General features: G+C 31.8%; 30 protein-coding genes. 22 read left to right on the forward strand and 8 right to left on the reverse strand.

Features of this window, described 5'->3' with window-relative positions; genetic code table 11:
• From ACFQ1Q_RS00885 to hisIE, 10 genes are all read left to right on the forward strand, one after another.
• Window positions 1-2,031 (forward strand): VWA domain-containing protein, encoded by a 2,031-nt coding sequence (locus tag ACFQ1Q_RS00885; protein ID WP_386127010.1) that lies wholly within the window; start codon window positions 1-3, stop codon window positions 2,029-2,031.
• Window positions 2,032-2,042: 11 nt separating this feature from the next.
• Window positions 2,043-2,858 (forward strand): prohibitin family protein, encoded by an 816-nt coding sequence (locus ACFQ1Q_RS00890; RefSeq protein WP_386127012.1) that lies wholly within the window; start codon window positions 2,043-2,045, stop codon window positions 2,856-2,858.
• Between the two features lie 243 nt (window positions 2,859-3,101).
• Window positions 3,102-3,959, forward strand: a complete 858-nt coding sequence (gene hisG / locus ACFQ1Q_RS00895) for an ATP phosphoribosyltransferase (RefSeq protein ID WP_386127014.1) — start codon at window positions 3,102-3,104, stop codon at window positions 3,957-3,959.
• Complete coding sequence (gene hisD, locus ACFQ1Q_RS00900) at window positions 3,959-5,245, forward strand: histidinol dehydrogenase (RefSeq protein ID WP_386127016.1); 1,287 nt, start codon at window positions 3,959-3,961, stop codon at window positions 5,243-5,245. Before hisG ends, hisD begins: the two co-directional genes overlap by 1 nt.
• Window positions 5,242-6,279, forward strand: coding sequence for a histidinol-phosphate transaminase (gene hisC / locus ACFQ1Q_RS00905; protein ID WP_386127018.1), 1,038 nt, complete (start codon window positions 5,242-5,244; stop codon window positions 6,277-6,279). Before hisD ends, hisC begins: the two co-directional genes overlap by 4 nt.
• Window positions 6,276-7,409: a bifunctional histidinol-phosphatase/imidazoleglycerol-phosphate dehydratase HisB gene (hisB, locus tag ACFQ1Q_RS00910; RefSeq protein WP_386127020.1), complete on the forward strand. Its 1,134-nt coding sequence runs from the start codon at window positions 6,276-6,278 to the stop codon at window positions 7,407-7,409. The genes hisC and hisB overlap by 4 nt, the downstream gene beginning before the upstream one ends.
• On the forward strand, window positions 7,409-7,990 hold the full coding sequence (gene hisH, locus ACFQ1Q_RS00915) for an imidazole glycerol phosphate synthase subunit HisH (RefSeq protein WP_386127022.1): 582 nt from the start codon (window positions 7,409-7,411) through the stop codon (window positions 7,988-7,990). The genes hisB and hisH overlap by 1 nt, the downstream gene beginning before the upstream one ends.
• 77 nt (window positions 7,991-8,067) lie before the next feature.
• The gene (gene hisA / locus ACFQ1Q_RS00920) at window positions 8,068-8,811 is read left to right on the forward strand and encodes a 1-(5-phosphoribosyl)-5-[(5-phosphoribosylamino)methylideneamino]imidazole-4-carboxamide isomerase (RefSeq protein WP_386127024.1); all 744 of its coding nucleotides are present in this window, start codon (window positions 8,068-8,070) and stop codon (window positions 8,809-8,811) included.
• 36 nt (window positions 8,812-8,847) lie between these two features.
• Window positions 8,848-9,603, forward strand: a complete 756-nt coding sequence (gene hisF, locus ACFQ1Q_RS00925) for an imidazole glycerol phosphate synthase subunit HisF (RefSeq protein ID WP_386127026.1) — start codon at window positions 8,848-8,850, stop codon at window positions 9,601-9,603.
• Window positions 9,604-9,645: 42 nt separating this feature from the next.
• On the forward strand, window positions 9,646-10,245 hold the full coding sequence (hisIE, locus tag ACFQ1Q_RS00930) for a bifunctional phosphoribosyl-AMP cyclohydrolase/phosphoribosyl-ATP diphosphatase HisIE (protein WP_386127028.1): 600 nt from the start codon (window positions 9,646-9,648) through the stop codon (window positions 10,243-10,245).
• A 76-nt stretch (window positions 10,246-10,321) separates the two neighbouring features.
• Here hisIE and ACFQ1Q_RS00935 read toward each other — a convergent pair whose 3' ends face one another.
• The 3 genes from ACFQ1Q_RS00935 to ACFQ1Q_RS00945 all read right to left on the reverse strand — a co-directional run bounded on the left by ACFQ1Q_RS00935 (window position 10,322) and on the right by ACFQ1Q_RS00945 (window position 12,916).
• On the reverse strand, window positions 10,322-11,530 hold the full coding sequence (locus tag ACFQ1Q_RS00935; protein WP_386127030.1) for a S41 family peptidase: 1,209 nt from the start codon (window positions 11,528-11,530) through the stop codon (window positions 10,322-10,324).
• 97 nt (window positions 11,531-11,627) lie between these two features.
• Complete coding sequence (locus tag ACFQ1Q_RS00940) at window positions 11,628-12,425, reverse strand: LytTR family DNA-binding domain-containing protein (protein WP_386127032.1); 798 nt, start codon at window positions 12,423-12,425, stop codon at window positions 11,628-11,630.
• Window positions 12,426-12,496: 71 nt separating this feature from the next.
• Window positions 12,497-12,916: a hypothetical protein gene (locus tag ACFQ1Q_RS00945; protein ID WP_386127034.1), complete on the reverse strand. Its 420-nt coding sequence runs from the start codon at window positions 12,914-12,916 to the stop codon at window positions 12,497-12,499.
• Window positions 12,917-13,004: 88 nt separating this feature from the next.
• On the opposite strand from ACFQ1Q_RS00945, the gene ACFQ1Q_RS00950 reads away from it, so the two are divergent.
• Window positions 13,005-13,790: a tRNA pseudouridine synthase A gene (locus ACFQ1Q_RS00950; RefSeq protein WP_386127514.1), complete on the forward strand. Its 786-nt coding sequence runs from the start codon at window positions 13,005-13,007 to the stop codon at window positions 13,788-13,790.
• A 56-nt stretch (window positions 13,791-13,846) separates the two neighbouring features.
• Here the strand turns inward: ACFQ1Q_RS00950 and ACFQ1Q_RS00955 are convergent, their stop codons facing one another.
• The gene (locus ACFQ1Q_RS00955) at window positions 13,847-14,068 is read right to left on the reverse strand and encodes a hypothetical protein (RefSeq protein WP_386127036.1); all 222 of its coding nucleotides are present in this window, start codon (window positions 14,066-14,068) and stop codon (window positions 13,847-13,849) included.
• Window positions 14,069-14,387: 319 nt separating this feature from the next.
• On the opposite strand from ACFQ1Q_RS00955, the gene ACFQ1Q_RS00960 reads away from it, so the two are divergent.
• The 4 genes from ACFQ1Q_RS00960 to ACFQ1Q_RS00975 all read left to right on the forward strand — a co-directional run bounded on the left by ACFQ1Q_RS00960 (window position 14,388) and on the right by ACFQ1Q_RS00975 (window position 16,069).
• On the forward strand, window positions 14,388-14,546 hold the full coding sequence (locus ACFQ1Q_RS00960) for a DUF1328 family protein (protein ID WP_386127038.1): 159 nt from the start codon (window positions 14,388-14,390) through the stop codon (window positions 14,544-14,546).
• A 51-nt stretch (window positions 14,547-14,597) separates the two neighbouring features.
• Window positions 14,598-14,738 carry a hypothetical protein gene (locus tag ACFQ1Q_RS00965; RefSeq protein WP_386127040.1) on the forward strand — a complete coding sequence of 47 codons (141 nt, stop codon included), beginning with the start codon at window positions 14,598-14,600 and terminating at the stop codon, window positions 14,736-14,738.
• A 44-nt stretch (window positions 14,739-14,782) separates the two neighbouring features.
• Entirely contained in the window at window positions 14,783-15,316 is a 534-nt protein-coding gene (locus ACFQ1Q_RS00970) for a hypothetical protein (RefSeq protein ID WP_386127042.1), read from the forward strand.
• Window positions 15,317-15,394: 78 nt separating this feature from the next.
• On the forward strand, window positions 15,395-16,069 hold the full coding sequence (locus ACFQ1Q_RS00975; RefSeq protein ID WP_386127044.1) for a DUF2461 domain-containing protein: 675 nt from the start codon (window positions 15,395-15,397) through the stop codon (window positions 16,067-16,069).
• A gap of 139 nt (window positions 16,070-16,208) precedes the next feature.
• Here the strand turns inward: ACFQ1Q_RS00975 and ACFQ1Q_RS00980 are convergent, their stop codons facing one another.
• Complete coding sequence (locus ACFQ1Q_RS00980) at window positions 16,209-16,625, reverse strand: glyoxalase (protein WP_386127046.1); 417 nt, start codon at window positions 16,623-16,625, stop codon at window positions 16,209-16,211.
• 153 nt (window positions 16,626-16,778) lie between these two features.
• Here ACFQ1Q_RS00980 and ACFQ1Q_RS00985 point away from each other — a divergent pair, with 153 nt between their 5' ends.
• The gene (locus ACFQ1Q_RS00985) at window positions 16,779-17,171 is read left to right on the forward strand and encodes an acyl-CoA thioesterase (RefSeq protein WP_386127048.1); all 393 of its coding nucleotides are present in this window, start codon (window positions 16,779-16,781) and stop codon (window positions 17,169-17,171) included.
• Between the two features lie 2 nt (window positions 17,172-17,173).
• Here the strand turns inward: ACFQ1Q_RS00985 and ACFQ1Q_RS00990 are convergent, their stop codons facing one another.
• Both ACFQ1Q_RS00990 and ACFQ1Q_RS00995 read right to left on the reverse strand, forming a co-directional pair.
• A complete protein-coding gene (locus tag ACFQ1Q_RS00990; RefSeq protein WP_386127050.1) occupies window positions 17,174-18,400 on the reverse strand; it encodes a mechanosensitive ion channel family protein in 1,227 nt (408 codons plus the stop codon).
• A 17-nt stretch (window positions 18,401-18,417) separates the two neighbouring features.
• On the reverse strand, window positions 18,418-18,696 hold the full coding sequence (locus tag ACFQ1Q_RS00995) for a DUF3817 domain-containing protein (RefSeq protein ID WP_386127052.1): 279 nt from the start codon (window positions 18,694-18,696) through the stop codon (window positions 18,418-18,420).
• A gap of 139 nt (window positions 18,697-18,835) precedes the next feature.
• Here ACFQ1Q_RS00995 and ACFQ1Q_RS01000 point away from each other — a divergent pair, with 139 nt between their 5' ends.
• Entirely contained in the window at window positions 18,836-21,322 is a 2,487-nt protein-coding gene (locus ACFQ1Q_RS01000) for a zinc-dependent metalloprotease (protein WP_386127054.1), read from the forward strand.
• A gap of 11 nt (window positions 21,323-21,333) precedes the next feature.
• Window positions 21,334-22,614 carry an FAD-dependent oxidoreductase gene (locus ACFQ1Q_RS01005; protein WP_386127056.1) on the forward strand — a complete coding sequence of 427 codons (1,281 nt, stop codon included), beginning with the start codon at window positions 21,334-21,336 and terminating at the stop codon, window positions 22,612-22,614.
• Here ACFQ1Q_RS01005 and ACFQ1Q_RS01010 read toward each other — a convergent pair.
• Window positions 22,611-22,970, reverse strand: a complete 360-nt coding sequence (locus ACFQ1Q_RS01010; RefSeq protein WP_386127058.1) for a DUF2237 family protein — start codon at window positions 22,968-22,970, stop codon at window positions 22,611-22,613. The genes ACFQ1Q_RS01005 and ACFQ1Q_RS01010 overlap by 4 nt on opposite strands.
• A 79-nt stretch (window positions 22,971-23,049) precedes the next feature.
• Between ACFQ1Q_RS01010 and ACFQ1Q_RS01015 the strand changes: the two genes are divergently transcribed.
• The 4 genes from ACFQ1Q_RS01015 (at window position 23,050) to ACFQ1Q_RS01030 (ending at window position 25,616) form a co-directional block, all read left to right on the forward strand.
• Complete coding sequence (locus ACFQ1Q_RS01015) at window positions 23,050-23,484, forward strand: DUF2452 domain-containing protein (protein WP_386127060.1); 435 nt, start codon at window positions 23,050-23,052, stop codon at window positions 23,482-23,484.
• Between the two features lie 79 nt (window positions 23,485-23,563).
• On the forward strand, window positions 23,564-24,148 hold the full coding sequence (locus ACFQ1Q_RS01020; protein ID WP_386127062.1) for a fasciclin domain-containing protein: 585 nt from the start codon (window positions 23,564-23,566) through the stop codon (window positions 24,146-24,148).
• A 19-nt stretch (window positions 24,149-24,167) separates the two neighbouring features.
• Window positions 24,168-24,545 carry a hypothetical protein gene (locus ACFQ1Q_RS01025; RefSeq protein ID WP_386127064.1) on the forward strand — a complete coding sequence of 126 codons (378 nt, stop codon included), beginning with the start codon at window positions 24,168-24,170 and terminating at the stop codon, window positions 24,543-24,545.
• A 3-nt stretch (window positions 24,546-24,548) separates the two neighbouring features.
• A complete protein-coding gene (locus ACFQ1Q_RS01030) occupies window positions 24,549-25,616 on the forward strand; it encodes an alkene reductase (RefSeq protein ID WP_386127066.1) in 1,068 nt (355 codons plus the stop codon).
• Window positions 25,617-25,661: the final 45 nt, after the last annotated feature.

A 25,661-nucleotide genomic window follows, 5' to 3' on the forward strand; every position in this document is an offset into this window, starting at 1 on the left:
TTGAATAATAGTACAATATTATTAATCATACTATCATTTGTAATAGCGCTTTTATTAGCGCTATTTCAGTATGTGTATAAAGCAAAAAAAGTTGCATCTCGAAACGCACTAATAGCATTACGGTTTGTTTCTGTTTTTTGTGCATTGTTACTTTTAATAAATCCTAAATTTGAATCCGTCACCTATTTTGAGGAAAAGCCAAATTTGGTCATCGCGATAGATAATTCTGAATCTGTAGCATATCTAAACCAAAATGAAAAGGCTAAAACATTGTTTCAGAATTTAGTTGAAAACAAAGACCTTCAAAATAAATTTAATATTGAAACTTTTAAATTTGGAGATGATGTCTCTACATCTGATTCTTTAAATTTTGATGACAACACTTCAAATATTTCAAAATTTTTTAAAAATTATAATGAATTATATTCCAAAAGCATAGCACCAATTATATTAATTTCAGACGGAAACCAGACTATTGGTAACGACTATCAATACATCGCTTCTAAAAGTAAACAACCTATTTTCCCTATTATTTTAGGCGATACAACAACATTTTCCGACTTGAGGATTAGTCAAGTAAATGCAAACCGATATGCTTATTTAAAGAATAAATTTCCTGTAGAAATAATAGCTAATTATTCAGGAAACCAAAGTGTCAGTTCAAATTTAACCATACGCTCAGGGAATGTTGTATTGTTTTCGAAACGATTAGAGTTCGGTCCAAACAAAACCTCTTTTATTATTAATACCAACCTGAATGCAAGTAGTGTCGGAGTTAAAACCTATCGTGTAGAAATTTCGCCTTTAGATAATGAGAAAAATAAAGTCAATAATTATAAGAATTTTGCAATTGAAGTCATTGACCAAAAAACAAATATTGCGTTAATAGCAGAAACGATTCATCCAGATTTAGGTGCATTTAAAAAAGCTATTGAGAGCAATGAACAAAGAAGTGTAGAAATCTTAAAACCTAAAGAATTTATAGCTTCTTCTAAAGATTTTCAATTAGTAATGCTTTATCAACCAAATACAGCATTTAAAGCAGTTTATGATAAAATCATCAGCCAAAAATTAAACACATTTACGATTGCAGGAAGCACAACCGATTTTAATTTTTTAAATACTAACCAAAATAATTTTACGCAAGATATTACCAACCAAACTGAAAATTATCAACCTATTCTAAATGTAAATTATGGTACATTTATCGTTGATAATATTACTTTCGAAAACTATCCGCCTTTAAAATCAGACTTTGGTGCAGTATCGTTTAAGATTCCAGAAGAAACTTTATTGTATAAAGCTGTAAATGGATTTAATACCGAGGAATCTCTATTAAGCACTTTAGAGGCTGAAGAAAGAAAACATGCGTTGCTTAATGGCGAAGGAATTTGGCGTTGGAGAGCACAAACTTATTTAGATACAGATAGTTTTGAAACCTTTGATAATTTTATCGGAAAATTAATACAGTACTTAAGCTCAAATAAAAAGCGAAGACGTCTTAATCTTGATTATAAGTCTTTTTACAACCAAACCGAAAATATCATAGTAAATGCTCAATTTTTTAATAAAAATTATGAGTTTGATGCTAATGCTAATCTTCAAATTACCTTTAGAAATAAAGATACAGATGTTTCTAAAACATTACCACTTTTATTAAAAAATGCCTCTTATAGTATTGATTTGAGTAGTATTGCTCCAGGTGATTATGTTTTTACTGTAAAGAGTAATGACGAGCCAGTTTCAGCTTCAGGAACATTTAAAGTTTTAGAATATAATGTAGAGCAGCAATTTTTAAATGCAGATGTCTCAAAATTGCAAAGTATAGCTAATAGTAGTGGTGGAAAATCTTATTTTATTGAAAAATCTTCATCTTTAATAGATGATTTGCTTAATGATAAACGTTTTGCAACCATTCAAAAAAGTAAACGCAATACAATACCGTTAATAGATTACAAATACTTGCTCGGATTAATAGCTTTAGCCTTATCTTTGGAATGGTTTATAAGAAAATATAAAGGTTTAATCTAAAAAAATTAAAAATGGATAAATTACCAAAAGTTGGCTTGCCAATATTAATAGGTGTTGTAATACTAATCATCATCGTTGCAAAATCTGCAGTAACAATAGATTCTGGTCACGCAGGTGTCTTGTACGAAACATTAGGAGACGGTGTAGATCCAGAAAAACCGGCATTAGGACCAGGTTTTCACATTGTAGCTCCTTGGAATCGTGTCATAGATTACGAAACGCGACAGCAAGAAATTCCTGAAAAAATGTCTGTTTTATCTTCTAACGGTTTGGATATAAAACTAGATGCATCAGTATTATACGAACCAGATTATAAAAATCTTGGTCGTTTGCACAATCAAAAAGGGAAAGATTATCTTAATAGAGTATTACAGCCGGCAATACGTTCTGCTGCAAGAAGTGTTGTTGGACGTTACACACCTGAACAACTATACTCAAGTAAAAGAGATGCAATTCAAGAAGAAATTTTTGAAGAAACTAAAAAAATTGTAGAACCACAATTCATCAAATTAAATGATGTTTTAATTAGAGATGTAACTTTACCGCCAACTATTAAAGAAGCGATTGAGCGTAAATTAAAGCAAGAACAAGAGTCTTTAGAGTACGAATTTAGGCTAGTTACAGCTGAAAAAGAAGCTCAAAAAGTAAGAATTGAAGCGCAAGGTAAAGCAGATGCTAACCGAATTTTAAGTGCTTCTTTAACAGATAAAATATTACAAGACAAAGGTATTGAAGCTACTATAAAATTATCTGAATCTAATAACAGTAAAGTTATTGTTATTGGTTCTGGTGATAGTGGAATGCCTATAATTTTAGGCAACCAATAAAAATTTGTTAAAGGCTTGGAATTGTAATTATTTTTTCTGAAACTTTGCTTTGTAAAAATAAAACATGAGAACTATTAAATTACATCATCATTTTCATATAATCGCTCAAGCGAGGTGAAGATGTATTGAATTAATTTAAATATATATTAAAACCCGTTTGAGAACATCAAATGGGTTTTTTTATTTAAAAATCCTATTGTTCTTAGACTTAAATTAAAGAATTCCGCTTTCTCGGAACATATTATGAATAAATTAAAAATTGCAGTACAAAAATCAGGCCGTCTCAATGAAGACTCAATGAACATCCTAAAAGCCATTGGCATTTCAATAGATAATGGTAAAGACCAATTAAAAGCTTCAGCACGTAATTTTCCTCTTGAAGTTTTTTATCTCAGAAACGGTGACATCCCTCAGTATTTAAGAGATGGTGTAGTGGATTGTGCTATTATTGGTGAAAATGTTTTAATAGAAAAAGGAAATGATTTACCAATAGTAGAGCGCTTAGGTTTTTCAAAATGTCGCGTATCTATTGCAGTTCCAAAATCTTCTACTGCTAAGTCATTAAAAGATTTAGAAGGGAAACGTATCGCAACATCTTATCCAAATACTGTAAATCAGTTTTTAGACAAAGCAGGAATAAAAGCCAACTTGCATATAATTAATGGTTCGGTTGAAATTGCACCAAACATTGGTTTAGCAGATGCAGTTTGTGATATCGTATCTAGCGGAAGTACTTTATTTAAAAACGGATTAAAAGAGATTGAAAAGCTATTAACTTCTGAAGCTGTTTTGGCAACATCCCCAAAAATTTCTACAGAAAATCAGGCTATTATCGATAAGATTCAATTTCGATTACAATCCGTTTTAAAAGGGAGACAAAACAAATATGTCTTACTAAATGCACCAAATGATAAATTAGATAAGATTGTAAATATACTTCCAGGTATGAATTCTCCAACCATTCTGCCATTAGCAAAAGACGGCTGGAGTTCACTACACTCAGTAATCAATAAAAATGATTTCTGGGATGTCATCGATGAATTAAAAGCCAATGGCGCTGAAGGCATTCTAGTTTGTCCAATCGAAAACATGGTTTTGTAATGAAAATATACTCCAATCCAAATAAATCCGACTGGAAAACCATTTTAAAACGTCCAACAAAATCAGTTGATGATATTGAGGCTACAGTTTTAGAGGTTTTTAAAGATGTAGAAACTTATGGAGATAAAGCCATAAGTAGATATACTAAACGATTTGACAAAGTAGATTTAGATACTTTTATAGTCAGCCAAGATGAGATTAACAAGGCTGTAAATCTAGTTTCTGAAGAATTAAAAAAAGCTATACAATTAGCAAAATCAAATATTGAAACATTTCACAAGGCTCAAATAACAAAAAAAGTCTTTGTAGAAACTATTAGTGGTGTTGAATGTTGGCAAGAAAAACGACCGATTAAAAAAGTAGGTTTATACATTCCTGGCGGAACAGCACCTTTGTTTTCAACAGTTTTAATGTTGGCAATTCCTGCATCTATTGCAGGTTGTAATGAGATTGTTCTTTGTTCACCTCCTAATAAAGAAGGTAAAATAGCCAATGAAATTTTATATGCTGCACAACTTTGTGGTGTTACTAAAATTATTAAAGTTGGTGGCATACAAGCTGTAGCGGGTTTAACTTTTGGCACGGAATCCATTCCACAAGTCTATAAAATTTTCGGTCCAGGAAATCAGTACGTTACTGTAGCGAAACAATTAGCGACAAAATTTGGAGTAGCTATCGATATGCCAGCAGGACCAAGCGAGTTGCTTGTCATGGCAGACGAAACTGCAAATGCTGCTTATGTAGCTTCAGATTTATTAAGTCAAGCAGAGCATGGAGCTGATAGCCAAGTAATATTGGTGACCACTTCACAGCAATTAGCAAACGACGTAAATATTGAAGTTAGAAAGCAATTAGAGGTTCTGCCACGAAAAGAAATGGCTTCACAAGCTAAGGAAAATTCTAAAACTATTATTGTTGAGAATTTTAAAACAGCTTTAGAATTAATTGACGAATACGGTCCAGAGCACTTTATCGTCGCTACCAAAGACGATGATTATTTCGTTGAAAATATAGGTAATGCAGGTTCGGTTTTTATTGGTAATTACACACCAGAAAGCGCTGGTGATTATGCCTCTGGAACCAACCATACTTTACCAACAAATGGATTCGCAAAAGCATATTCAGGAGTAAATTTAGACAGCTTTCAAAAGAGTATGACTTTTCAAAGAATATCAAAACAAGGTATTCAAAACATCGGAAACGCTATTGAATTAATGGCAGAAGCAGAAGGATTGCAAGCCCATAAAAATGCGGTAACATTAAGATTAAAAGATTTAGAATCATGAATATAGAAAATCTTTTACGCAATAATATTAAAAGCATAAAAGCCTATTCTTCTGCACGTGACGAGTATAAGGATGCGAGTACAGATATGGTATTTATTGACGCAAATGAAAATCCATTTCAAACTAATGTCAATCGTTATCCAGACCCAAAACAGTCGAAGGTAAAAGCGCGGTTATCAGAAATTAAAAAGATTCCATCATCTCAAATTTTACTCGGAAACGGTAGTGATGAAGTGTTAGACTTATTATTTAGAGCCTTTTGCGAGCCAAATCACGATAGCATCATTACCTTGCCGCCAACGTACGGAATGTATTCGGTTTTAGCAGATTTAAATGCGATTTCAATAAACGAAGTGCTTTTAGATAGTGATTTTCAACCGAAAGTTGAAAAGATTTTAGCGATTCAAAATGAAAAAACTAAGATTCTGTTTTTGTGTTCACCAAATAATCCAACGGCCAATAGTTTTGAGGCGTCAAAAATTGAAAATCTTGTTTCAGAATTTAAAGGCATTGTAGTTATAGATGAAGCGTATATTGATTTTTCAAACACCGAAAGTTGGTTAAGTCGATTAAATGAATTTCCCAATTTAGTCGTTACTCAAACATTATCAAAAGCTTACGGTTTAGCCGGAATTAGATTAGGAATTTGTTATGCCTCAGAATTTATTATTACAATCTTGAATAAAATAAAACCACCGTACAACGTTAATCAGCTTACACAAGAAAAGGCTTTGGAGCGTTTGAATGATTTAGAAAAAGTAGAAAAAGAAGTTTCTATTATTCTATTAGAAAGAGAAAAATTGGTAGAAGCCTTACAAACAATAACATTTATAGAGACAGTTTACAATTCTGATGCAAACTTCATTTTAGCAAAGGCTGATGATGCTAATAAACGCTATAAACAGCTTATTAAAAAAGGAATAGTTGTAAGAAATAGAACAACACAACCTTTATGTAAAAACACGTTACGCTTTTCAATTGGAACCCAGATTGAAAATCAAAAACTAATACAGACTTTAAAACAACTTAAATGAAACCAGTTTTATTTATAGACCGCGACGGAACTCTAATTAAAGAACCAGCAGATGAGCAAATCGACTCATTTGAAAAATTAGAATTTTACCCAAAAGTATTTCAATATTTAAGTAAAATAGCAAAGGAACTAAACTTCGAAATTGTAATGATTACAAATCAAGATGGTTTGGGTACAGAGGTTTATCCAGAGGATACATTTTGGCCAGTTCATAATTTTGTTTTAAAAACGTTTCAAGCCGAAGGTGTTATCTTTAAAGAGCAATTTATCGATAGAACATTCGCCAAAGACAATGCGCCAACTAGGAAGCCAAATACAGGTTTGTTGACCAAGTATTTTTCTGATGATTATGATTTAGTAAATTCTTATGTTATTGGTGATAGATTAACTGATGTAGAATTAGCTAAGAACCTTGGAGCAAAAGGTATTTTTATAAACGATAACACCAATCTCGGAACAGATGAAGTTACAATCAGCAATAACGAATTGCAACAATACATAGCTTTAGAAACAAACGATTGGGAACAAATTTATAGATTTCTAAAAACTACAGAACGTGTTGGTTCAATTGAAAGAAATACCAACGAAACCAAGATTAAAATAGACCTTAACCTTGACGGAACTGGGAAAAGTAATATCTCAACAGGCATTGCATTTTTCGACCATATGCTCGACCAAATTGCGCGTCATGGACAAATGGACCTAAATATAAAGGTTGATGGCGATTTAGAAGTCGATGAACATCATACTATAGAAGATACAGCAATAGCCCTGGGTGAAGTATTTGCAACGACATTAGGTAATAAATTGGGCATAGAACGCTACGGTTTTAGTTTGCCAATGGATGACTGTTTAGCGCAAGTAGCTATTGATTTTGGAGGCCGAAACTGGCTCGTTTGGGATGCTGAATTTAAACGTGAAATGATTGGTAAAATGCCAACTGAGATGTTCTATCATTTCTTTAAATCGTTTACAGATGGAGCTAAATGCAACTTAAATATTAAAGTTGAAGGCGATAACGAACATCATAAAATTGAAGCTATTTTCAAAGCTTTTGCAAAAGCAATTAAAATGGCTGTAAAACAAGATGTTGAGAAGATGATTTTGCCATCAACAAAAGGAATGCTTTAATGGATTTAAAAATAGTTAATTACGGCGCAGGAAATATTAAAAGCATTCAGTTTGCATTTCAACGTTTAGGGGTAAACGCAGTATTATCGGATAATCCTAATGAAATAATGCAGGCCGATAAAGTGATTTTTCCAGGAGTTGGTGAGGCAAGTTCAGCAATGAAAATGTTGAGGGAAAGTCGATTAAATCAACTTATTCCAAGACTAAAACAACCAGTTTTGGGAATATGTTTAGGTATGCAACTCATGTGCAATCATACCGAAGAAGGCAATGCAGATGGACTTGGAATTTTTGATGTAAATATAAAACGGTTTTCAAATGCTGTTAAAGTGCCTCAAATGGGATGGAATACTGTAAAAAACTTAAAATCAGATTTATTCAATAATATTTCAGAAGGTGATTATATGTATTTAGTACATAGTTATTATGCTGAAAATTGTAAAGAAGCCATTGCAACATCAAATTACGAAGTAGAATATGCATCTGCTTTGCAAAAAGATAATTTTTATGGCGTTCAATTTCATCCAGAAAAATCATCAAAAGCAGGAGAGCAGTTGTTGAGAAATTTTTTGGCACTATAAAATATCCTGCAAGGATTCAAAAACCTTGTAAGTATTAAATTAATTAAAAAAGATTCCCGTTTTCACGGGAAATGAATATGAGAATAATACCAGCAATAGACATCATCGACGGTAAGTGTGTAAGACTCACTAAAGGCGATTACGATACTAAAAAGATATATAATGAAAATCCGCTCGAAGTCGCAAAACAGTTTGAAGCTTCAGGTATAGAATACCTGCATTTGGTTGATTTAGACGGTGCAAAAGCAAAGCATATAGTTAATTATAAGGTGTTGGAGCAAATTGCCTCAAAAACCAATTTAAAAATAGATTTTGGTGGTGGTTTAAAGTCTAATGACGACCTCAATGTTGCTTTCAATTCTGGCGCTAAGCAAATCACAGGTGGTAGTATTGCGGTGAGTGATAGAGAAACATTTGAAGGCTGGATTTCTAAATATGGGACACAAAAAATCATTCTTGGAGCTGATTGCAATGATGGTAAAATCGCAATTAATGGTTGGCAAGATGAGAGCAAAGAAGAAGTTTTGTCTTTTATAAAAGGGTATCAACGTAAACACATTCAGTATGTTATTTGTACAGATATTTCAAAAGATGGCATGTTAGAAGGTCCTTCGATTGATTTATACAAAATAATTATTAATGAATGTACCAATAAAAGTGGTGCACAATCTATCAAATTAATAGCATCTGGCGGAGTTTCAGAAATCAAAGATTTACACAGTTTGAAAGAAATTGGGTGTGAAGGAGCAATTGTAGGTAAGGCGATATACGAAAATAAAATTAGCTTAAAACAACTAGAAAAATTTATAATTCAAAATTAAAAAAATCCTTTCTTTTGCGAAGGTCAGAATGGGCTTATGCTTACAAAACGAATAGTTCCTTGTCTAGATATTAAAAATGGTCGAACCGTAAAAGGTGTCAATTTTGTCGATTTACGAGACGCTGGTGATCCAGTTGTTTTGGCAAAACAATACGCAGATTTAGGCGCTGACGAATTGGTGTTTTTGGATATTTCTGCAACTTTAGAGAATAGAAAAACCATGCATGATATGGTTTTGAAGGTTGCAGAGCAAGTGAACATTCCATTTACTGTTGGTGGCGGAATTTCGTCTGTTGAAGATGTAGATGCGCTTTTGCATTGTGGTGCAGATAAAGTGTCTATTAATTCTTCTGCAGTAAAACGACCAGAATTAATTAATGAACTTTCTAATAAATTTGGAAGCCAATGCGTCGTTGTAGCCATTGATGCGAAGCAAATTAATGGTGAATGGTTTGTGCATTTGGCTGGTGGTACAATCCCAACAGATATAAAATTGTTTGATTGGGCAATAGAAGTAGAGCAACGTGGTGCTGGTGAAATATTATTTACATCCATGAATCATGATGGAACCAAAGCTGGTTTTGCAAATGAAGCATTAGCCAAGCTTTCGGAATTAGTAAACATTCCAATTATTGCTTCTGGTGGCGCTGGGACAATTCAGCATTTTGCAGATACATTTATAGATGGAAAAGCTGATGCTGCATTGGCAGCTAGTGTTTTTCATTTTGGTGAAATACCAATTTTAGAATTAAAAGAAGAATTAAAAAAGAAGAGAATTCCTGTAAGGCTTTAGACATTAGGCTGAACTTGTTTCTGTATTTCAAAACATAACAATATGAACTTAGACTTCAATAAAAACAAAGACGGATTAATTCCTGCTATCATTCAAGATGCACAAACAAAAAATGTGCTTATGTTGGGTTACATGAACGAAGAAGCGTTTAAAAAAACTCAGAAAAAGGGCTTGGTGACTTTTTATAGCCGAACAAAACAACGTCTTTGGACAAAAGGTGAAGAAAGCGGTAATGTTCTAAATTTAGTAGATATAAAATTGGATTGCGATAATGATACGCTTTTAATTTACGTAAATCCAAAAGGACCAACTTGTCATAAAGGTTCTGATACTTGCTGGAATGAAAAGAACACAAAATCTTTTGGATTTATATCAAAATTAGAAAACACTATTACTTCAAGAATTGAAAATGCAGATGCTGAAAAATCTTATGTAGCTTCATTATTTGCAAAGGGTATCAATAAAGTGGCTCAAAAGGTTGGAGAAGAAGCAGTAGAAGTAGTCATTGAGGCCAAGGACAATAATGACGATTTATTCCTTGAAGAAAGTGCTGATTTATTGTTTCATTATTTAATGTTGCTTCAAGCCAAAGGTTTTAAACTTAATGATGTTGTAGATGTCTTAAAGTCTCGTGAAAAATAAAAACTGCCAGAAGTTTTAGCAACTGGCAGTTGTTTCTAATGAAATTTAGAAAGTTTAATCGTGCATTAGAACCACGTTAAGCTTTGTTTTTATCTGCTTCAATAACTTCAAGGGTTTGCTCAATCCAATCTCTATCGAAGTCTAGTTTTATCTCTGGTTCAACACCCTTTCCTTCATAGTCAATGAATTCATGAAAATTCATATCCGTAGGTGTAAACTTGAAATGACCAGATGGCGTATCGTAATCGTACCCATAATTTTTTCCGTAAGCGATAACGCCTCTTGTAGCTTGACCTAAATGTTTGGCTTTTTTATTTTTTAAAAGTTCTAATGTAAATTGTTCGCCGTTACTTCCTGCAAAACAGTTAGTTATGACATACACATTTTTGTTTTTTAATACCTTTACAAATGGGTCTGAAAATTTACTGTTTCCACCAGAATTGTTTCTTAAGTCCACAATAACATTATCAGCAGTTATTTTATTCTTTGTATCTGCAATGAAAGCTTTTAATTCTTTTTTCTTATGGTTTCCAAAGGTTTTAAAATACAGATATTGCACATTATCGTTTATTTGTTTGAAGGTTGCAACATCCACCTTTTCAGAAGATAATTCAAAATTATTGGTATTACCCTCTTTTTTATATGACCAAATACGTCCATTTTCTAGTGTAAGACTTGTAACAAATCCTGGGGTTTTTGTATCAGTATTATAGTAATACATGTTGTATTTCTTACCAGAGGTAGGATATAAATAAAAACGAACGTCACCTTTCTTCCAATTTAGCAAATCGCTTTCGAGAACATATCCAACCAAAGTTTTTGAGTCATTGTTTAAATATGTGATACCGATTATTTCGTTTTTAAAAGTATAAATACCTTCTGGTGATGTTTCTGGTTTATTTTTTAAAGAACTCTGTAAATCAGAAATTTTGGTTTCATCTGTCAAACTATTATTAAATAAATTAACGTTTTTTTCTGCGTTATAGAATTTAGTATTCACACTCAAACCAACATGACCATCATTAATTAACGTCATTTGCTTTAATAATAATTGATAACATGCCTCGATTCCAATTGGTGATTTCATTTTAGATGAAATTTCTTGATAGGTGTTTTCAAATTCTGTTTTCTTTTCGCCAACAATTTGTTTTTTGTAAGAAGGCATTTTTTTCATTTTTTCGACCATGAAATCTAGGTCGGTTTTGCAGTCGCATGAAATCTGTTGTGCGTTGCTAAAAAGTGATACAAAAATGAAAACGATTGTAATTTTGAATAAATTTTTCATGATTTAAATGATTTATGTGATTAAACTTTCTGAGACAAATATATTTCAGATAAAAACATTTAATTCAATAATGATAGGTGTTTGGGGCGAAATGCAGTTAGTTTGTGGTGAGTTGAAGAGACGATTTTATCGCAGCCAAATATGTTTTAGAAACTGGTACGTTGATATCATAGTTTAATTGCATAATATGCTTGCCATTTTCAATTTTCCATTGCTGAAAATGAAAAAGATTAACTATATAAGAACGATGCGTACGATGAAGGTTTTCAAATTCTGCATCAACAACAGACAATTTATTTCGGATTAAGGTTTTCTTCAAATTATTTGCATCTGTATAAAATACTTCAATATAATTGTCTGACGATTTGATGGCAATAATATCATTAATATTTAAACGCAAACCCTCGTAATTGCCTTCACCTTTAATTTCAATTTTTTGGTCTTCTAGTTTTTTCTCATGATAACGACCAAATGCATACCGACAAATTATAATAATTGGAAGAATGGTAATTATGGCTGGAAGCAAAATTGACTTAAGCATATAGCCCAAATCATAAGGATTGGGTTCATTTGCTACAACCACATATAAATAATAAAGTCTTGCAATTGTAATGGCAACAAGTGAAAATGAAAAAAGGAATAAAACTTCGGACAAAATGGTCCATTGTTTATTAGACTTTTGAAACAATAAATTTTGAATAGGCAAATACAGAATATAACCTAAACCAGCAATAAGTCCATAACCAGGAAGAAATATAAGTTTTTCATTGACAGGAAGTTCGCTAACATCTAAAGGTTCTGTAAAAAACAAAAAAACAAAAACCCAAATAGAAGTTATAAAACCAATTACGATGTGGTGTTTTATTAATGGGTCAAAAGGGTAGTTCTTCTTCAATTGAAAAATTTATTTATAAAAATAAAAAAAGCACCAGACTACTGGTGCTTTAGTAAGGCAAATTATTTTACTTATTTAAGCAATTGTTTAGAAATTGCATTCTTGGCAAAATATATAAGGAATAGACAGACTATAATTACCATTATTGGCATTACCATTTGTGCTCCGGTCATCTCAACATTTATAAATAAGTAAATGTGTTGAATTATAGCGCCTAAAGCGGAAAGAATGAATAAAAAATAAGCCCATTTTTTTCGTAAAAGTAAACTTAATGAACCTAATACTCCTGCAAATACGGCTGTAGCAAATGCAGCTGTATACCAAGCAGGATGTTCCATTAGATATTGTACTTGTTGGTCTTCGGGTAATTGTGCAATCATGTCTTTAGTCATAAATGCCTGACCGATGTAGGCTAGAACGCCTAATGCATTCCAAGCAAATGCCAAAACGCTTACAATCCAGAACCAAATCGGTGGTTTTGTTGTTGTCATAATTTGTTGATTTTAGTTAGTTAAACACTTCAAGTTAAAAAAAAATTTGATAGACTGTGAAGCAAAGACTAATTTCGGCATTGATATGATGTTTCAAAAACGCTTTTATTACCTAATTAAAATTCAGTATTTAGGTTATAGGTTCCATGGATGGCAAAAACAGCCAGATGTTAAAACCATTCATCTTATGATAGACCGTACGCTTAAGTATATTTTAGGTGACCAAAAATTTAAAACGCTAGGAGCAGGAAGAACGGACGCTATGGTTTCTGCGAATGAAGCAGCTATGGAGTTGTTTTTGTACGATAAAGCCATTGAAGATTTTGATGAATTTTTAGCGTTATTTAATCATAATTTACCGCAAGATATAAGGGCATTATCCATTATTGAGGTTGCTAACGACTTTAATATTATACAGGATTCAAAAATTAAGGAATATCATTATTTATTTTCTGAAGGACAAAAGAATCATCCGTTTTGTGCTCCAATTTTAACCACAATTTTAGAGCCTCTCGACGTGGAGCTCATGAAAAAGGGTGCAGAACTATTTAATGGCACACATTTTTTAAAGGCATATTGCTACAAAGCCTCAGAAACTGGAGAATTTATAAGAACGATTGACCATTGTGAGCTCATAGAAAACACTGTTTATCTTGCTAATTTCTTTCCAAAAAAAACATATTTACTCAAAATTAGAGGAAAAGGATTTATGCGAAATCAAATTCGTTTAATGATGGGTACTTTAATAAAATTGGGTAGAAATGAAGTGGACTTAGCATACATTGAAGCATCTTTGAAGCCAGATAATACGATGAAGATGGATTACATTGCACCAGCATCAGGATTGATTTTACATTCTATAAATTTTGATTAAAAAAAAATCGTCTTAAAAAGACGATTTTTTTTATTTCTTAAAACGTAAGTAAATTATTACTTTGCTACGTGTAATTTAGGTTCTTTATTTTTAAATTTCCCATTAACACATTCTCCCAAAATAAGAACTTCCTTAGATTGTTCGTACATTTTAATAGAGCGTTCCATGTGCATTTCTGTTGCATTATAAAGTTTTACTCCAGATCTAGAACCCTTGTTTCTAATTTCTATATAAAAGCCATCCTTTAATTTTGTTGGCCTAGTAGCAGGTCTACCCATAAATAAGTGTGATTATAAATTTTTTTGCATAATAGGAAAAATTTTATCGCTGTGCAAGGCTTTTTTGAATTATTCTGAATGAAACATTTTTTTTGTTTAAGCATTTTCAAAATAATTTAGAATAATCTAAAAAAATGTAAAAAAATTCAATTTTTAAAATCAGAAATGTTTCTTTTTTTACTAAAACTTTAAAAACTCAATTTTAACATATGCGTTAATCAAAACTTGAAATAAGCAAATCAAACTCCTAAATATTATTGAATTTTGTAATGAACAGTTGATAATCAGCTTGTTTATTAACCATTAAAACTAAATCAATATGTTACGTTGGACAATCATTTTTATCATTATTGCAATAATTGCAGGTGTTTTAGGATTTGGAGGAATTGCAGGTGGAGCTGCGGGAATTGCTAAAATCTTATTCTTCATCTTTATTATCTTATTTATAATTTCTCTTATAAGAGGAAGAAAAGTATAAGTTAAACAAAATTTAAAAAACTTAAATCACTAATCTATAAATCTTTAAAAAATGAAAAAATTAGCCTTTGTATTTATCGCACTATTTTCTTTGAGTATTATGACTACAAGTTGTAGAGAAAAAACTACTGGAGAAAAAGTAGAAGACGCTGCAGAAAGTGTAGCAGATGATGTTGAGGATGCTGTAGATTAATCTTGCATGCCAACATAATTGTTTAATTAAAAAATTATATTACTATGAAATTTAAATTATTAGCCATAGCGCTAGCAACTTTAGTTGGCGTACAGGCACAGACAAACCCTAGAGACAAAAAAGTGGAAACTACAGTTAGAACTATTAAAGTTACGGACAACGGTAAAACAGTTGAACGTAAAATTATGGTTAGAACGTCAGAAAGTCAAGAAGTAATGACTAATCCTGCAAAGAAAGGAACTATTGACGCTGATAGAGTATTTCCACCTACTAAAGTTGAAACAGTTATCTATATTGATAATGACGATGACCCATTTTATGATGGAAATTCTGAAATAGCATATTACGAGAAAGATGGTATGCGTTTTGATTTCAAAATGACAAATTCTGGATTTAATTTTATGAATTCAAATTCAGATATGAAAGGTCGTGCTAGGATTACAAATAACTCAGATGTTTATCTTATAAATACTGATTCATATTCAGGAATCGGATATTTTGAAGGCGATTCATTTGTAGTCGAATATTATGACGAAGATGGTGTTTTAACCATTGAGCGTTTTAATAGAACTAAATAATAAATAAATACATTATTTACATTAAAGTCATCTCATTACGAGATGACTTTTTTATTTTTATCATATAAAAATTTTTAAATGGCTACTATTTCAAAAGACGTATTTTCTTTTTTAAATAAACTTAAAAGAAACAATAACAGAGATTGGTTTAACACACATAAAAGTGAATTTAAGACAGTAGAATCTCATGTTAAATCGGTATATAATTATTTAGGTGAAATGATGAATACTCACGATGTTATTGATAAAACTAAGGTATTTAGAATTTACAGAGATGTAAGGTTTTCAAAAAATAAATTACCATACAAAACACATTTTGGAGGTTCATTTCACAGAAAAAAGCCTGAGTTACGAGGTGGTTACTATTTACACATTGAGCCTAATGAAAAATCATTTATTGCAATTGGATTTTGGGAACCAAATAAAGACGATTTAAAACGAATACGAAAAGAGTTTGAATTGGATGCCGGAGAAATAAAAGCAATATTGAATAATAAAACTTTCAGTAAAACTTGGGGAAATTTTGTAGGAGAAGAACTAAAAACTGCGCCACGAGGTTTTGATAAAGACCATGTAAACATTGAGCTCATTAGAAAAAAGCAATTTATTTTCACAAAAAACTTTACGGATAAAGAAGTATTAAAAACTAATTTTATTAAAAACGTAAATCAAGCTTTTAAAGACGCAAGACCTTATTTGTATTATATGAGTGATGTGTTAACTACAAATCTTAATGGAGAGTCTATCTTATAAAAAAACCGCAATTTTAAAACGTGGTTTTCATATGTAAAATGATTTATATTTGAAAAATTCCGTCATTACCTCGTGTTTTTAAATCAATAAAAAGCTTTTATCTTAAAAATACGGTTATTTACTTTTTTATTTTTTAAAATCAAATTGCTTTTAAATATTCAGGTTTTGAGAAAATTTGAACACTATCCAATAATCGTTCTTTTACAATATTCATCATTCTCTTATTTAAAGCAGAGGAATTTTTAATGTATAAATCATACTCTTCAACTGTAAATTGACCAATGACCATGCCTTTTAAAGAATTCCTAAACTTCATGTCTTTATGTATTGCATTTTCGATATAAGCTAACTGTTTAGGTAAACTTAAATCGTAAAAAACATTTTTTCGCTTAGATATGTAATTTTTAAACACAGCAATAAGTAAATCGTGCTGAAGCTTAATTATTGGCCTTAATGTCTTGTTTTGAAACGATTCATCTTCAGACATTGATTCGTATATTCTTGCAGAGGGAATTTGCGGTCTTATATTTAGTAAATTCTGAGTTCGGGCTGCCATAAAAGAATAGATTTATAAAAGTTTTTTAAAATTAAGAATTAGCCTATCGTAGAAGTCTCTTATCAATTTATCTTGTTAACGGTGTTATTAACATTGGTGTTTTTTTTAGTTTAAATTGACGTCAAACTGTATCTTTATCTTAAAATTATAATGATGAGATTTCATACAAGAAAATGGGTTAAACCCGAAGATTTAAATCCAAACGGAACATTATTTGGAGGTCAACTTTTAGCCTGGATTGATGAAGAAGCTGCTCTTTATACCATTATTCAACTCGAAAATTCTAAAATCGTTACTAAATACATGTCCGAAATTAATTTTATGGCTTCTGCAAAAAAGGGAGATATTGTCGAAATTGGTATTGAAGTTGTAAAATTTGGTAGAAGTTCTATTACCCTAAAATGTGAAGCCAGAAATAAAATGACCAGAGAAACCATACTTACCGTCGATAATATGATAATGGTTAATCTTGATGAAAACGGAAAACCGAAACCACATGGTAAATCTAAAATTGAATTTGTAAAAGATAGGCTAGAGGATAGCTAATTTTAGGGTTGCGCCAATCCTAATTCATAAACCTCTAAATCAAAATATTTAACCGAAGCTAAAACATGGTCAAAAATATCTCCGATGATATACTCGTAATTAACCCAGCGTTGGTCGCTACTAAAAGCATAAATTTCCATAGGAATACCTTGCGGTGTAGGCTCTAATTGCCTTACCATAAATGTCATATCTTTATTAATGGCAGAGTGATTTTCAATGTATAACTGCAAGTATTTTCTAAAAATCCCGAAGTTAGTCAAGTTTCTTCCGTTGATTAATACTGATTTATCAATATTCTTTTCGGTGTTGTGTTTTTTAATATCGTTGCTCTGTCTTTCAACATATCCCGAAACCAATTGAATTTTTTTGTAACGTTCTAAATCGCTTTCCATCAAAAACTTAATTGTTGATGCTTTAATAATGACCGAACGTTTAATACGGCGTCCGCCAGAATTTGTCATACCACGCCAGTTCTTAAAAGACTCAGAGATTAATGCATATGTTGGTATTGTTGTAATTGTCATGTCCCAGTTTTGAACTTTTACGGTCGCTAAATTAATTTCTATTACATTACCGTCTGCTCCAAATTTTTCAAAAGTAATCCAGTCGCCAATGCGTACCATGTCATTTAATGATACTTGTATGGATGCTACAAAACCCAAAATTGTATCTTTAAAAACAAGTATAATTACTGCTGAAATAGCACCTAGCGAGCCTAAAAATTTAAAGAAACTTAAGCCCGTTAAAATGGCAAATATTACAAAAGCGCCCAATATCCAAGCAAAAATAACAAAGACTTGAATATAGCTATCAATAGGTTTATCGCTATATCTCGGTAGCGTCTTTAAATAGTCTTTAATAGAATTTAATAGACTTTTTACAATGCGAAGCACCAAAAACACACCAATAATGAATAGTGCTTTTTCAATATATTTTTCGGACTCAGGGAAATCGGTAAATACTTTGGGAACAAATTCAATTAAAATAAACAACGGAATAATATGTGCGACATTACGAGGAAGTCTGTTGGATAGTAAAATATCATCAAAGTTTGTTTTGGTGCGTTTGGCGATAGCTTCAGAAATACGCCATAATACTCGTTTAATAATATAATCGATAAGATATGTTACGAGAAGAAGTCCAAATAAAAGCGCAAACATATTTATAAAAATGGCAGTTCGTTCTGACAAGCCATATTCTACTAATAAGTCGTAAATAAAATGTTTCATAAAGTTTTAATCTTTAATTATTTGCCTTTTAAAAATTTCTTTTCAACATAAAATGTCCCAAAAGGTATTATAGAAGCAATTAGTACTATAATCGTCGTACGTTGATTCCATTTGTATTCTGGTTTTAACCAAAGCGCCAAAACAACGTAAGCCATAAATAAAATACCATGAGGCATTCCTAATAATTTTACATATTGCGGGTCTTGTGCAAAATATTTTATTGGTGTTGCTAAAAAAAGTAGTAAAATATAAGAGACGCCTTCTAATAAAGCAATGATTCTAAAAAGTGGTTTCATATCTATTATTTTTCGTTGGCAAAAATAGTTTAGAATTAAAGATTTTTTGGTCTTTTTAACAGCTTTTAAGAAAAGCATAAAAACTTAAAATCTATTCTATATCTTTACATTTTACAAACCGATTTACACTTAATTTCTTATGATTTTATTTAAAAAACCGCTAACCGTTATTGCTTGTTTGTGTGCGTTATTAATCTTCAATCTTTCTGATGCCCAATCTAGAAGAAAGAAAAACAAAAAAGAAGATAAAACAGAAAAAACAGCTACACCACCTTCAAAAAAGAAGGGTAAAATTAAGGATTATGACAAAGTTATTACTAAAGATGCTGTTACCGATAATGGTCTTTTTAAAGTGCATTTGGTTGGTGAAAAGTATTTTTTCGAAATACCAAACGAGTATCTCGATACAAATATGTTATTAGTTAGCCGTTTTGCAAAACTACCAAGTAATTTAGGCGGTGGTTACGTTAATGCGGGCTCTAAAACCAATACGCGTTTGGTACGTTGGGAACGTTTTAAAAATAAAATTTTAATAAAAGAGAAGTCTTACAGCGCAGTTGCAGAAGATAGTTTACCTATAAATATCTCAGTGCAGAACAATAATTATGAGCCAACATTGTTTGCTTTTGATATTCAAGCATTTTCAAAAGATTCTTCTGCAGTAGTTGTTGATGTTACTGAATTTTACGGAACTGATGTAAAAGCGTTAAGCGGACTTTCTTCAAGATTACGCACACAATATAAAGTTAGAAATCTTGATAAGTCTAGAAGCTTTATAAATAGCATGAAAAGCTTTCCAGAAAACATAGAAGTTGTTCAAGATTTTACCTATAATGCTACAAATCCTCCAGTAAACACAGGTGACCAAACTATTAGTGTGCAAATGAATCAATCGATGATTTTACTACCTAAAGATAAAATGCAACCGAGATATTTTGATGAGCGTGTTGGTTGGTTTACATTAAGTAATTACGATTACAGCAGCGAGAAACTTAAAGCAGACCGTAAAACTTATATACGTCGTTGGCGATTAGTACCAAAAGATATTGAAGCCTATAAACGTGGCGAATTGGTAGAACCTGTAAAGCCAATTGTATATTATCTTGATCCAGCAACTCCAGAAAAATTCCGTTCTTATATGAAAGAAGGTGTAGAGCTTTGGCAAAAAGCATTTGAAGCCGCAGGTTTTAAAAATGCTATCATAGCAAAAGACCCACCAACTAAGGAAGAAGACCCAGATTTTAGTCCAGAGGATATTCGTTATTCTGTAATTAGATATGTAGCAAGTACTACTCGTAATGCTACTGGACCAAGTGTTTCTGACCCAAGAACTGGCGAAATTATAGAGAGTGATATTATTTGGTATCATAACCATTTACGTTCTTATAGAAATAGGTATTTGTTAGAAACTGGTGCGGCAAATCCATCTGCAAGAACCTTAGATACACCAGCAGAAGATATTGGAGAAATGATGAAGATGGTTATTGCCCACGAAGTAGGGCATACCTTAGGTTTACCACACAACATGGCAGCAAGTTATGCTTATGATGTGGAAAATTATAGAGATGGTGCTTTTACTCAAAAAAACGGAATAGCAGCTACCATAATGGACTATGCACGCTATAATTACATTGCACAGCCTGGTGACCAAAACATTAGATTTATAAGACAATTAGGTCCTTACGATGACTATGCTATTAATTTTGGCTACCGTTATTATCCAGAAGCAAATTCGGCTGATGATGAAGTTGAAATGTTAGACAAAATGGTTACTGCAAAAGCTGGTGACCCAAAATATATGTTTGGGAGTCAAGGTAGCCGTTTTGACCCAAGGTCTCAAACCGAAGATATTGGCAATAATAGTATGAAAGCAAGTACTTACGGATTAAAAAATCTAAAAATAGTTGCAGAAAATTTACCAAACTGGACAAGCAATCAAACTAATCATTATGACGATTTGGCTGAATTATATGGAGAAATGCTAGGTGTATGGAATCGTTACATTGGTCATGTAACAACTCATATTGGCGGTGTTTATGAGAACACAAAAAATCCATCACAAGACGGTGATGTTTATTCAATGGTGTCAAAATCACAACAAAAAGCGGCAATGCAATGGCTCCACAAAAATGCATTTGCTACTCCAACTTGGTTGGTAGATAAAGATATTTTAAATAAAATAGATTATGCGGGTTACACAGAACGATTAAGAGGTTTACAAACAAGACATCTTAACCGAATTTTAAGTTTTGAAACCATTGGCAGATTAATAGACTACAATGCCTTAGATGCAAATAATTATTCAGCTATAGAAATGATGAGAGACCTTAGAAAAGGCATTTGGTCTGAAGCAAATTTAGGCCAAAATGTTAGTGTTTACAGACGAAACCTACAGCGAGCTCATATTGAGCAATTAGAAAATTTGATGACCGAAAATATGAATCGTGCACGTTCTCGTAAGTATTATAATGTTAATCAATCCGATGTAAGAGCATTGGTTAGAGGCGAGCTTAATGTCTTAAAAAACCAATTAAAATCTGCTTCGAATTCAGCGGTTAATATTGAAACTAAATATCATTATAAAGATGCTCTTGCTAGAATTGAAAATATTTTAGACCCTAAATAGGTTGCTTTTAAATGAAACGAGAAGACTATAAAATACATATTGTTGGAGCAGGAATTAGTGGATTAATTGCAGCAAAAGTTTTAGAAAAAAAAGGCTATAAACCAACTGTTATAGAATCGACTTCAGAGGTTGGAGGTCGTATTAAGACAGATATATTTGAGGGTTATCAGTTAGACCATGGTTTTCAGGTGCTATTAAATGCCTATCCCAAGGCTATAGAATACTTGGATTTTCAAGCTTTAGATTTGCAAGAGTTTTTGCCTGGTGCAACAATATTTTTTAATGGAAAGTCGCAAACCATTGGTGACCCACTTCGTAATCTAAGTTTGTTGTTTCCAACTTTATTGGCATCTGTTGGTAGTATTTCAGATAAGCTGAAAATCTTAAAATTGAATACAGCCTTAAAAAACAAAACACTTGAGGCTATTTTTGAAAGTAAGTCCGTTACAACCTTAGAGTATTTAAGAGATAAAGGATTTTCAGAAGCTATTATTTCAAAGTTTTTTAAACCTTTTTTTTCTGGTATTTTCTTAGAACCAAACCTTGAAACATCATCGCGAATGTTTGAGTTTGTTTACAAAATGTTTGGTGAAGGTTTGGCAACATTACCAAAAGGCGGAATTGGTGCAATTCCGCAACAACTAAAAAGCAGTTTGACTTCAACAAAATTTATATTTGACACAGAAGTTAAAGCCGTTAAAGATGAATATATAGAATTGGCTAATTGTAAAAAGATAGATACCCATTTCACAATAATTACTTCTGGTGCAAGTAAGTTGATTTCAAATTTAAAAAATCAGGAACAAGAATGGAAATCGTGCTACAATCTTTATTTTGAGACTAATAAACGTACTGTTTCAAAACCCATCATTGGTTTGGTAGCAGACAAAGATGCACTTATAAATAATTTCTTTTTTCATAATTCTTTAAAAACAAAAAGTAAAGGGAATAATGAGTTGCTTTCTGTTACAGTTGTTAAACACACCAATTTATCTGAAGATGAAATCGTAAGGCAAGTAGAGCAGGAGTTACAAAACTATTGTAAGATTAATGTGCAAAGACATTTAAAAACGTACCATATTAATCAAGCATTGCCGAAACTTCAAAATTTACAATACGATATGTCTCCGACAGAAACACAAATAAAACCAACAATCTTTTTGGCTGGTGATTATTTGCTAAATGGTTCTTTAAATGCAGCTATGATTTCTGGAGAATCTGCGGCAAATGGTTTAATAATGGCTTTAGAAGATGGATTGGTTGTCGAAAATATTGCCTCAGAATATATTTAGATAGCATATTGTTCTAAAATATCGAAGCTTGTAAATTCTAAAGCTTTTTTATTAGTAGCGTTTAAATCTATTTTGGGAGCTACTCCTGCTTTTTTAGCTTCCAGCCAGCGCGAAATACACAAACACCATTTATCACCAGATTTTAAACCTGGAAATTGCCACTGAGGAATTGGTGTTATTAAATCATTTCCTTTTGAAAGAGAAAATTTTAAAAATGCATCATCAACAATTGCACAAACGACATGTGTACCAGTATCTTGCATTAGTGTTTTGCAAAATCCGTCTCGCATATATCCAGTCATAGGATTTGTACAACATGATATCAATGGTTTTCCGTAAACGTTTTTTGCTTCCATAATTGGGAATTTATTAAGTTTTATGAATGCTAAATTATGTATTTTTGTAGAGATTTTTTAATTAAAAGCTAAACAAAACATGGCAGATAAAAAACCAGATATGGTTGTATTTGATGAAGAAAAGCAACAATATAATGCTGCATTTTTACCGTATGCCACAAGTTTTAGTGCACCACAGATAAAAGCGCCTAATAACGGTAGTTGGAAAAACTCTCAAATATACAAAGCAAACAAGCATCTTAAAACAAAATATGAGGCGCTTAAAAAGGAATATGAAGAGTTAATGCAAGTGCTTGAATATAATGAGTTAATAACGGCTTCGAAATTTTCTTTTGAACCTATTATTGGTGAAATATATCATTTATATAACAATGATAAAAACGAACCTTTTCTCTCAATCATAAATCCTGATACTTGCAATTTCGAATATTTAGGAAGTTTCAAATTAACGTCCGATTATTTATGGCAAAAAATTGAAAAATCTAATGATTCTAGCAAATTATTAAACGATTAAGCATTTAAGTTAAGATTATAATTTTTGGCGTTAAGCTATTACTGGTAAAAGTTATTACTTGTAGAAAAATTAAAATCTTATGAAAAAGCTAATACTATCATTTATCATTTTATGTGCATTTGCATGTAATAATTCTCCAAAAACAAAAGACCAACAACCGTATGTTGAAGAAGAAACACAACAGATAAGTCCAGATGTGGATTTAGAAGACGTTCGCACAGTATTTTCAACGTTAGAACGTGACCCTAATTACAACAGTTTATTAAAGCTTGTAAATCAAGCACAACTTATTGATGATGTAAAATCATTAGATGACGTAACGTTTTTTGCACCAACTAATGCTGCGGTTGAGCGTTTGCCAGAAGATACCTATACAAGTTTACGTAATCCTTCAAATTTAGAACAATTGCAAGGGATTTTAACTTACCATATCGTTAAAGGAACATTCGACGCTGAATTTTTAAAGACAACAATAGAAGCTCAAGGCACACCTTACAGGGTAGAGACTTTAAATGGTGGATTTTTGTCAATATCTAACAATAACGGTGATTTATTAATTACTGACGAAAATGCAAATCAAGTAAAAATTGTTGAAGCTGATATGAAATCATCAAACGGAATTGTTCATGGTATTGAAAATATTTTAATGCCAGTTCAAAAATAAAAATACAACCATAAAAATTATGAAAACATTTTTAACTACACTCATTACGGTCTTTTTGGTAGCCACAGGATACGCGCAAGACCCTTTACTTCAAAAGGACAACGATAAGCTAGAAAAAATTGCCATGGAGCTTACTAGAGCTTACGATGACGAATTAAATTTAGACGGAAAGCAATTTACCTTATTTCAAAAAAAAGCTGAAGAGTTTTTAATTCGTGAAGAAAAAATTCATAGAAATTTTTCAGGTAAAGAAAAACTAGATTTAATTAATGAGTTGCGTAAGGCCGAAACTTTAGAAATGCGAAATGTACTTACTCAAATTCAGTACGACCGTTACAGAAAAATTAAGCCTAGATTACAACCGCTAGGTATTGTAGAACCAAAACAAAAAAAATAAAATATGAGCATATTTGATTCTTATCAATTAGGAAACATTCAATTAAACAATAAAATAGTCATGGCACCAATGACACGTTGCCGTGCTATAGATAATATACCAAACGATTTAATGGCCAAATATTATGGTCAACGTGCGTCAGCAGGTTTAATTATTTCAGAAGGTACATCACCATCAATAAATGGATTAGGTTATGCTAGAATTCCTGGTGCTTTTAGCCCAGCACAAATAGAAGGCTGGAAATTAATAGCAGATGAAGTTCACAAAAAAGATGGTAAAATATTTGTACAATTGATGCATAGTGGACGAATTAGCGCATCAGAAAATGTCCCAGAAGGTGGAACTGTAGTGGCACCAAGTGCTATTAAAGCCGCTGGAGAAATGTATACAGATTCGAAAGGTAATGTTGAACACGCAACACCAAAAAAAATATTGCCTGAACAAATAGAACAAACACAGCAAGAATTTGTTGATAGTGCTCAAAAATTAATTAATGCAGGAATTGATGGCGTAGAGTTACATGCCGCAAATGGTTATTTGTTAGACCAATTTTTAAATCCTGGTTCTAATTTACGTACTGACGAATATGGTGGAGATTTTAAAAATCGTGCCCGTTTTGTAATCGAAACAGCCAAAAAAACGGCTGCAGCTATAGGTGCAGATAAAGTAGGAATTAGACTTTCGCCATATGGAGCTATGAATGATGTAAAACACGATTACGATGATTTAGTTGATATGTATTCGTATTTAGCTCAAGAGCTTAGAAAAATAGGTTTAGTTTACATTCATATTGCTGATCATTCAGGAACTATGGGCGCACCAGACTTTAAAACTGATATAAAAAATACGATTAAACTTAATTTTAATGGTACAATAATTACTGGCGGCGATGTAAAATCAAAAGATGATGCAGAACAAGTAATTAAAAATGGTTATGATTTAGCTTATGTAGGTAGGCCTTTTATCTCAAATCCAGATTTAATCCAAAAATTTAAGAATAACATCGAATTGAAAGAACCTAATCAAGATTTGTTTTACACGCCTGGAGCTGAAGGTTACACAGATTACTAAAATGAAGTAAATCCGATTTTACAAGGGTTTCTCGAGTATTAAACG

This window comes from Winogradskyella litorisediminis (genome assembly GCF_042675765.1).
Classification (GTDB): domain Bacteria; phylum Bacteroidota; class Bacteroidia; order Flavobacteriales; family Flavobacteriaceae; genus Winogradskyella; species Winogradskyella litorisediminis.

Excerpts from the sequence above, each read along its gene's own strand:
- ACFQ1Q_RS01010 (WP_386127058.1), bottom strand. The coding sequence starts at position 22,970 with ATGGAAGCAAAAAACGTTTACGGAAAACCATTGATATCATGTTGTACA.
- hisA (WP_386127024.1), top strand. The coding sequence starts at position 8,068 with ATGAGAATAATACCAGCAATAGACATCATCGACGGTAAGTGTGTAAGA.
- ACFQ1Q_RS01025 (WP_386127064.1), top strand. The coding sequence starts at position 24,168 with ATGAAAACATTTTTAACTACACTCATTACGGTCTTTTTGGTAGCCACA.
- ACFQ1Q_RS00990 (WP_386127050.1), bottom strand. The coding sequence starts at position 18,400 with ATGAAACATTTTATTTACGACTTATTAGTAGAATATGGCTTGTCAGAA.
- ACFQ1Q_RS00970 (WP_386127042.1), top strand. The coding sequence starts at position 14,783 with ATGAAATTTAAATTATTAGCCATAGCGCTAGCAACTTTAGTTGGCGTA.
- hisG (WP_386127014.1), top strand. The coding sequence starts at position 3,102 with ATGAATAAATTAAAAATTGCAGTACAAAAATCAGGCCGTCTCAATGAA.
- ACFQ1Q_RS00935 (WP_386127030.1), bottom strand. The coding sequence starts at position 11,530 with ATGAAAAATTTATTCAAAATTACAATCGTTTTCATTTTTGTATCACTT.
- hisB (WP_386127020.1), top strand. The coding sequence starts at position 6,276 with ATGAAACCAGTTTTATTTATAGACCGCGACGGAACTCTAATTAAAGAA.
- hisIE (WP_386127028.1), top strand. The coding sequence starts at position 9,646 with ATGAACTTAGACTTCAATAAAAACAAAGACGGATTAATTCCTGCTATC.
- ACFQ1Q_RS01030 (WP_386127066.1), top strand. The coding sequence starts at position 24,549 with ATGAGCATATTTGATTCTTATCAATTAGGAAACATTCAATTAAACAAT.
- ACFQ1Q_RS00950 (WP_386127514.1), top strand. The coding sequence starts at position 13,005 with ATGTTTCAAAAACGCTTTTATTACCTAATTAAAATTCAGTATTTAGGT.
- ACFQ1Q_RS00985 (WP_386127048.1), top strand. The coding sequence starts at position 16,779 with ATGAGATTTCATACAAGAAAATGGGTTAAACCCGAAGATTTAAATCCA.
- ACFQ1Q_RS00890 (WP_386127012.1), top strand. The coding sequence starts at position 2,043 with ATGGATAAATTACCAAAAGTTGGCTTGCCAATATTAATAGGTGTTGTA.
- hisC (WP_386127018.1), top strand. The coding sequence starts at position 5,242 with ATGAATATAGAAAATCTTTTACGCAATAATATTAAAAGCATAAAAGCC.
- ACFQ1Q_RS01005 (WP_386127056.1), top strand. The coding sequence starts at position 21,334 with ATGAAACGAGAAGACTATAAAATACATATTGTTGGAGCAGGAATTAGT.
- ACFQ1Q_RS00965 (WP_386127040.1), top strand. The coding sequence starts at position 14,598 with ATGAAAAAATTAGCCTTTGTATTTATCGCACTATTTTCTTTGAGTATT.
- hisH (WP_386127022.1), top strand. The coding sequence starts at position 7,409 with ATGGATTTAAAAATAGTTAATTACGGCGCAGGAAATATTAAAAGCATT.
- ACFQ1Q_RS00960 (WP_386127038.1), top strand. The coding sequence starts at position 14,388 with ATGTTACGTTGGACAATCATTTTTATCATTATTGCAATAATTGCAGGT.
- ACFQ1Q_RS00955 (WP_386127036.1), bottom strand. The coding sequence starts at position 14,068 with ATGGGTAGACCTGCTACTAGGCCAACAAAATTAAAGGATGGCTTTTAT.
- ACFQ1Q_RS00995 (WP_386127052.1), bottom strand. The coding sequence starts at position 18,696 with ATGAAACCACTTTTTAGAATCATTGCTTTATTAGAAGGCGTCTCTTAT.
- ACFQ1Q_RS00975 (WP_386127044.1), top strand. The coding sequence starts at position 15,395 with ATGGCTACTATTTCAAAAGACGTATTTTCTTTTTTAAATAAACTTAAA.
- ACFQ1Q_RS01015 (WP_386127060.1), top strand. The coding sequence starts at position 23,050 with ATGGCAGATAAAAAACCAGATATGGTTGTATTTGATGAAGAAAAGCAA.
- ACFQ1Q_RS01020 (WP_386127062.1), top strand. The coding sequence starts at position 23,564 with ATGAAAAAGCTAATACTATCATTTATCATTTTATGTGCATTTGCATGT.
- ACFQ1Q_RS01000 (WP_386127054.1), top strand. The coding sequence starts at position 18,836 with ATGATTTTATTTAAAAAACCGCTAACCGTTATTGCTTGTTTGTGTGCG.
- ACFQ1Q_RS00945 (WP_386127034.1), bottom strand. The coding sequence starts at position 12,916 with ATGACAACAACAAAACCACCGATTTGGTTCTGGATTGTAAGCGTTTTG.
- ACFQ1Q_RS00980 (WP_386127046.1), bottom strand. The coding sequence starts at position 16,625 with ATGGCAGCCCGAACTCAGAATTTACTAAATATAAGACCGCAAATTCCC.
- hisD (WP_386127016.1), top strand. The coding sequence starts at position 3,959 with ATGAAAATATACTCCAATCCAAATAAATCCGACTGGAAAACCATTTTA.
- hisF (WP_386127026.1), top strand. The coding sequence starts at position 8,848 with ATGCTTACAAAACGAATAGTTCCTTGTCTAGATATTAAAAATGGTCGA.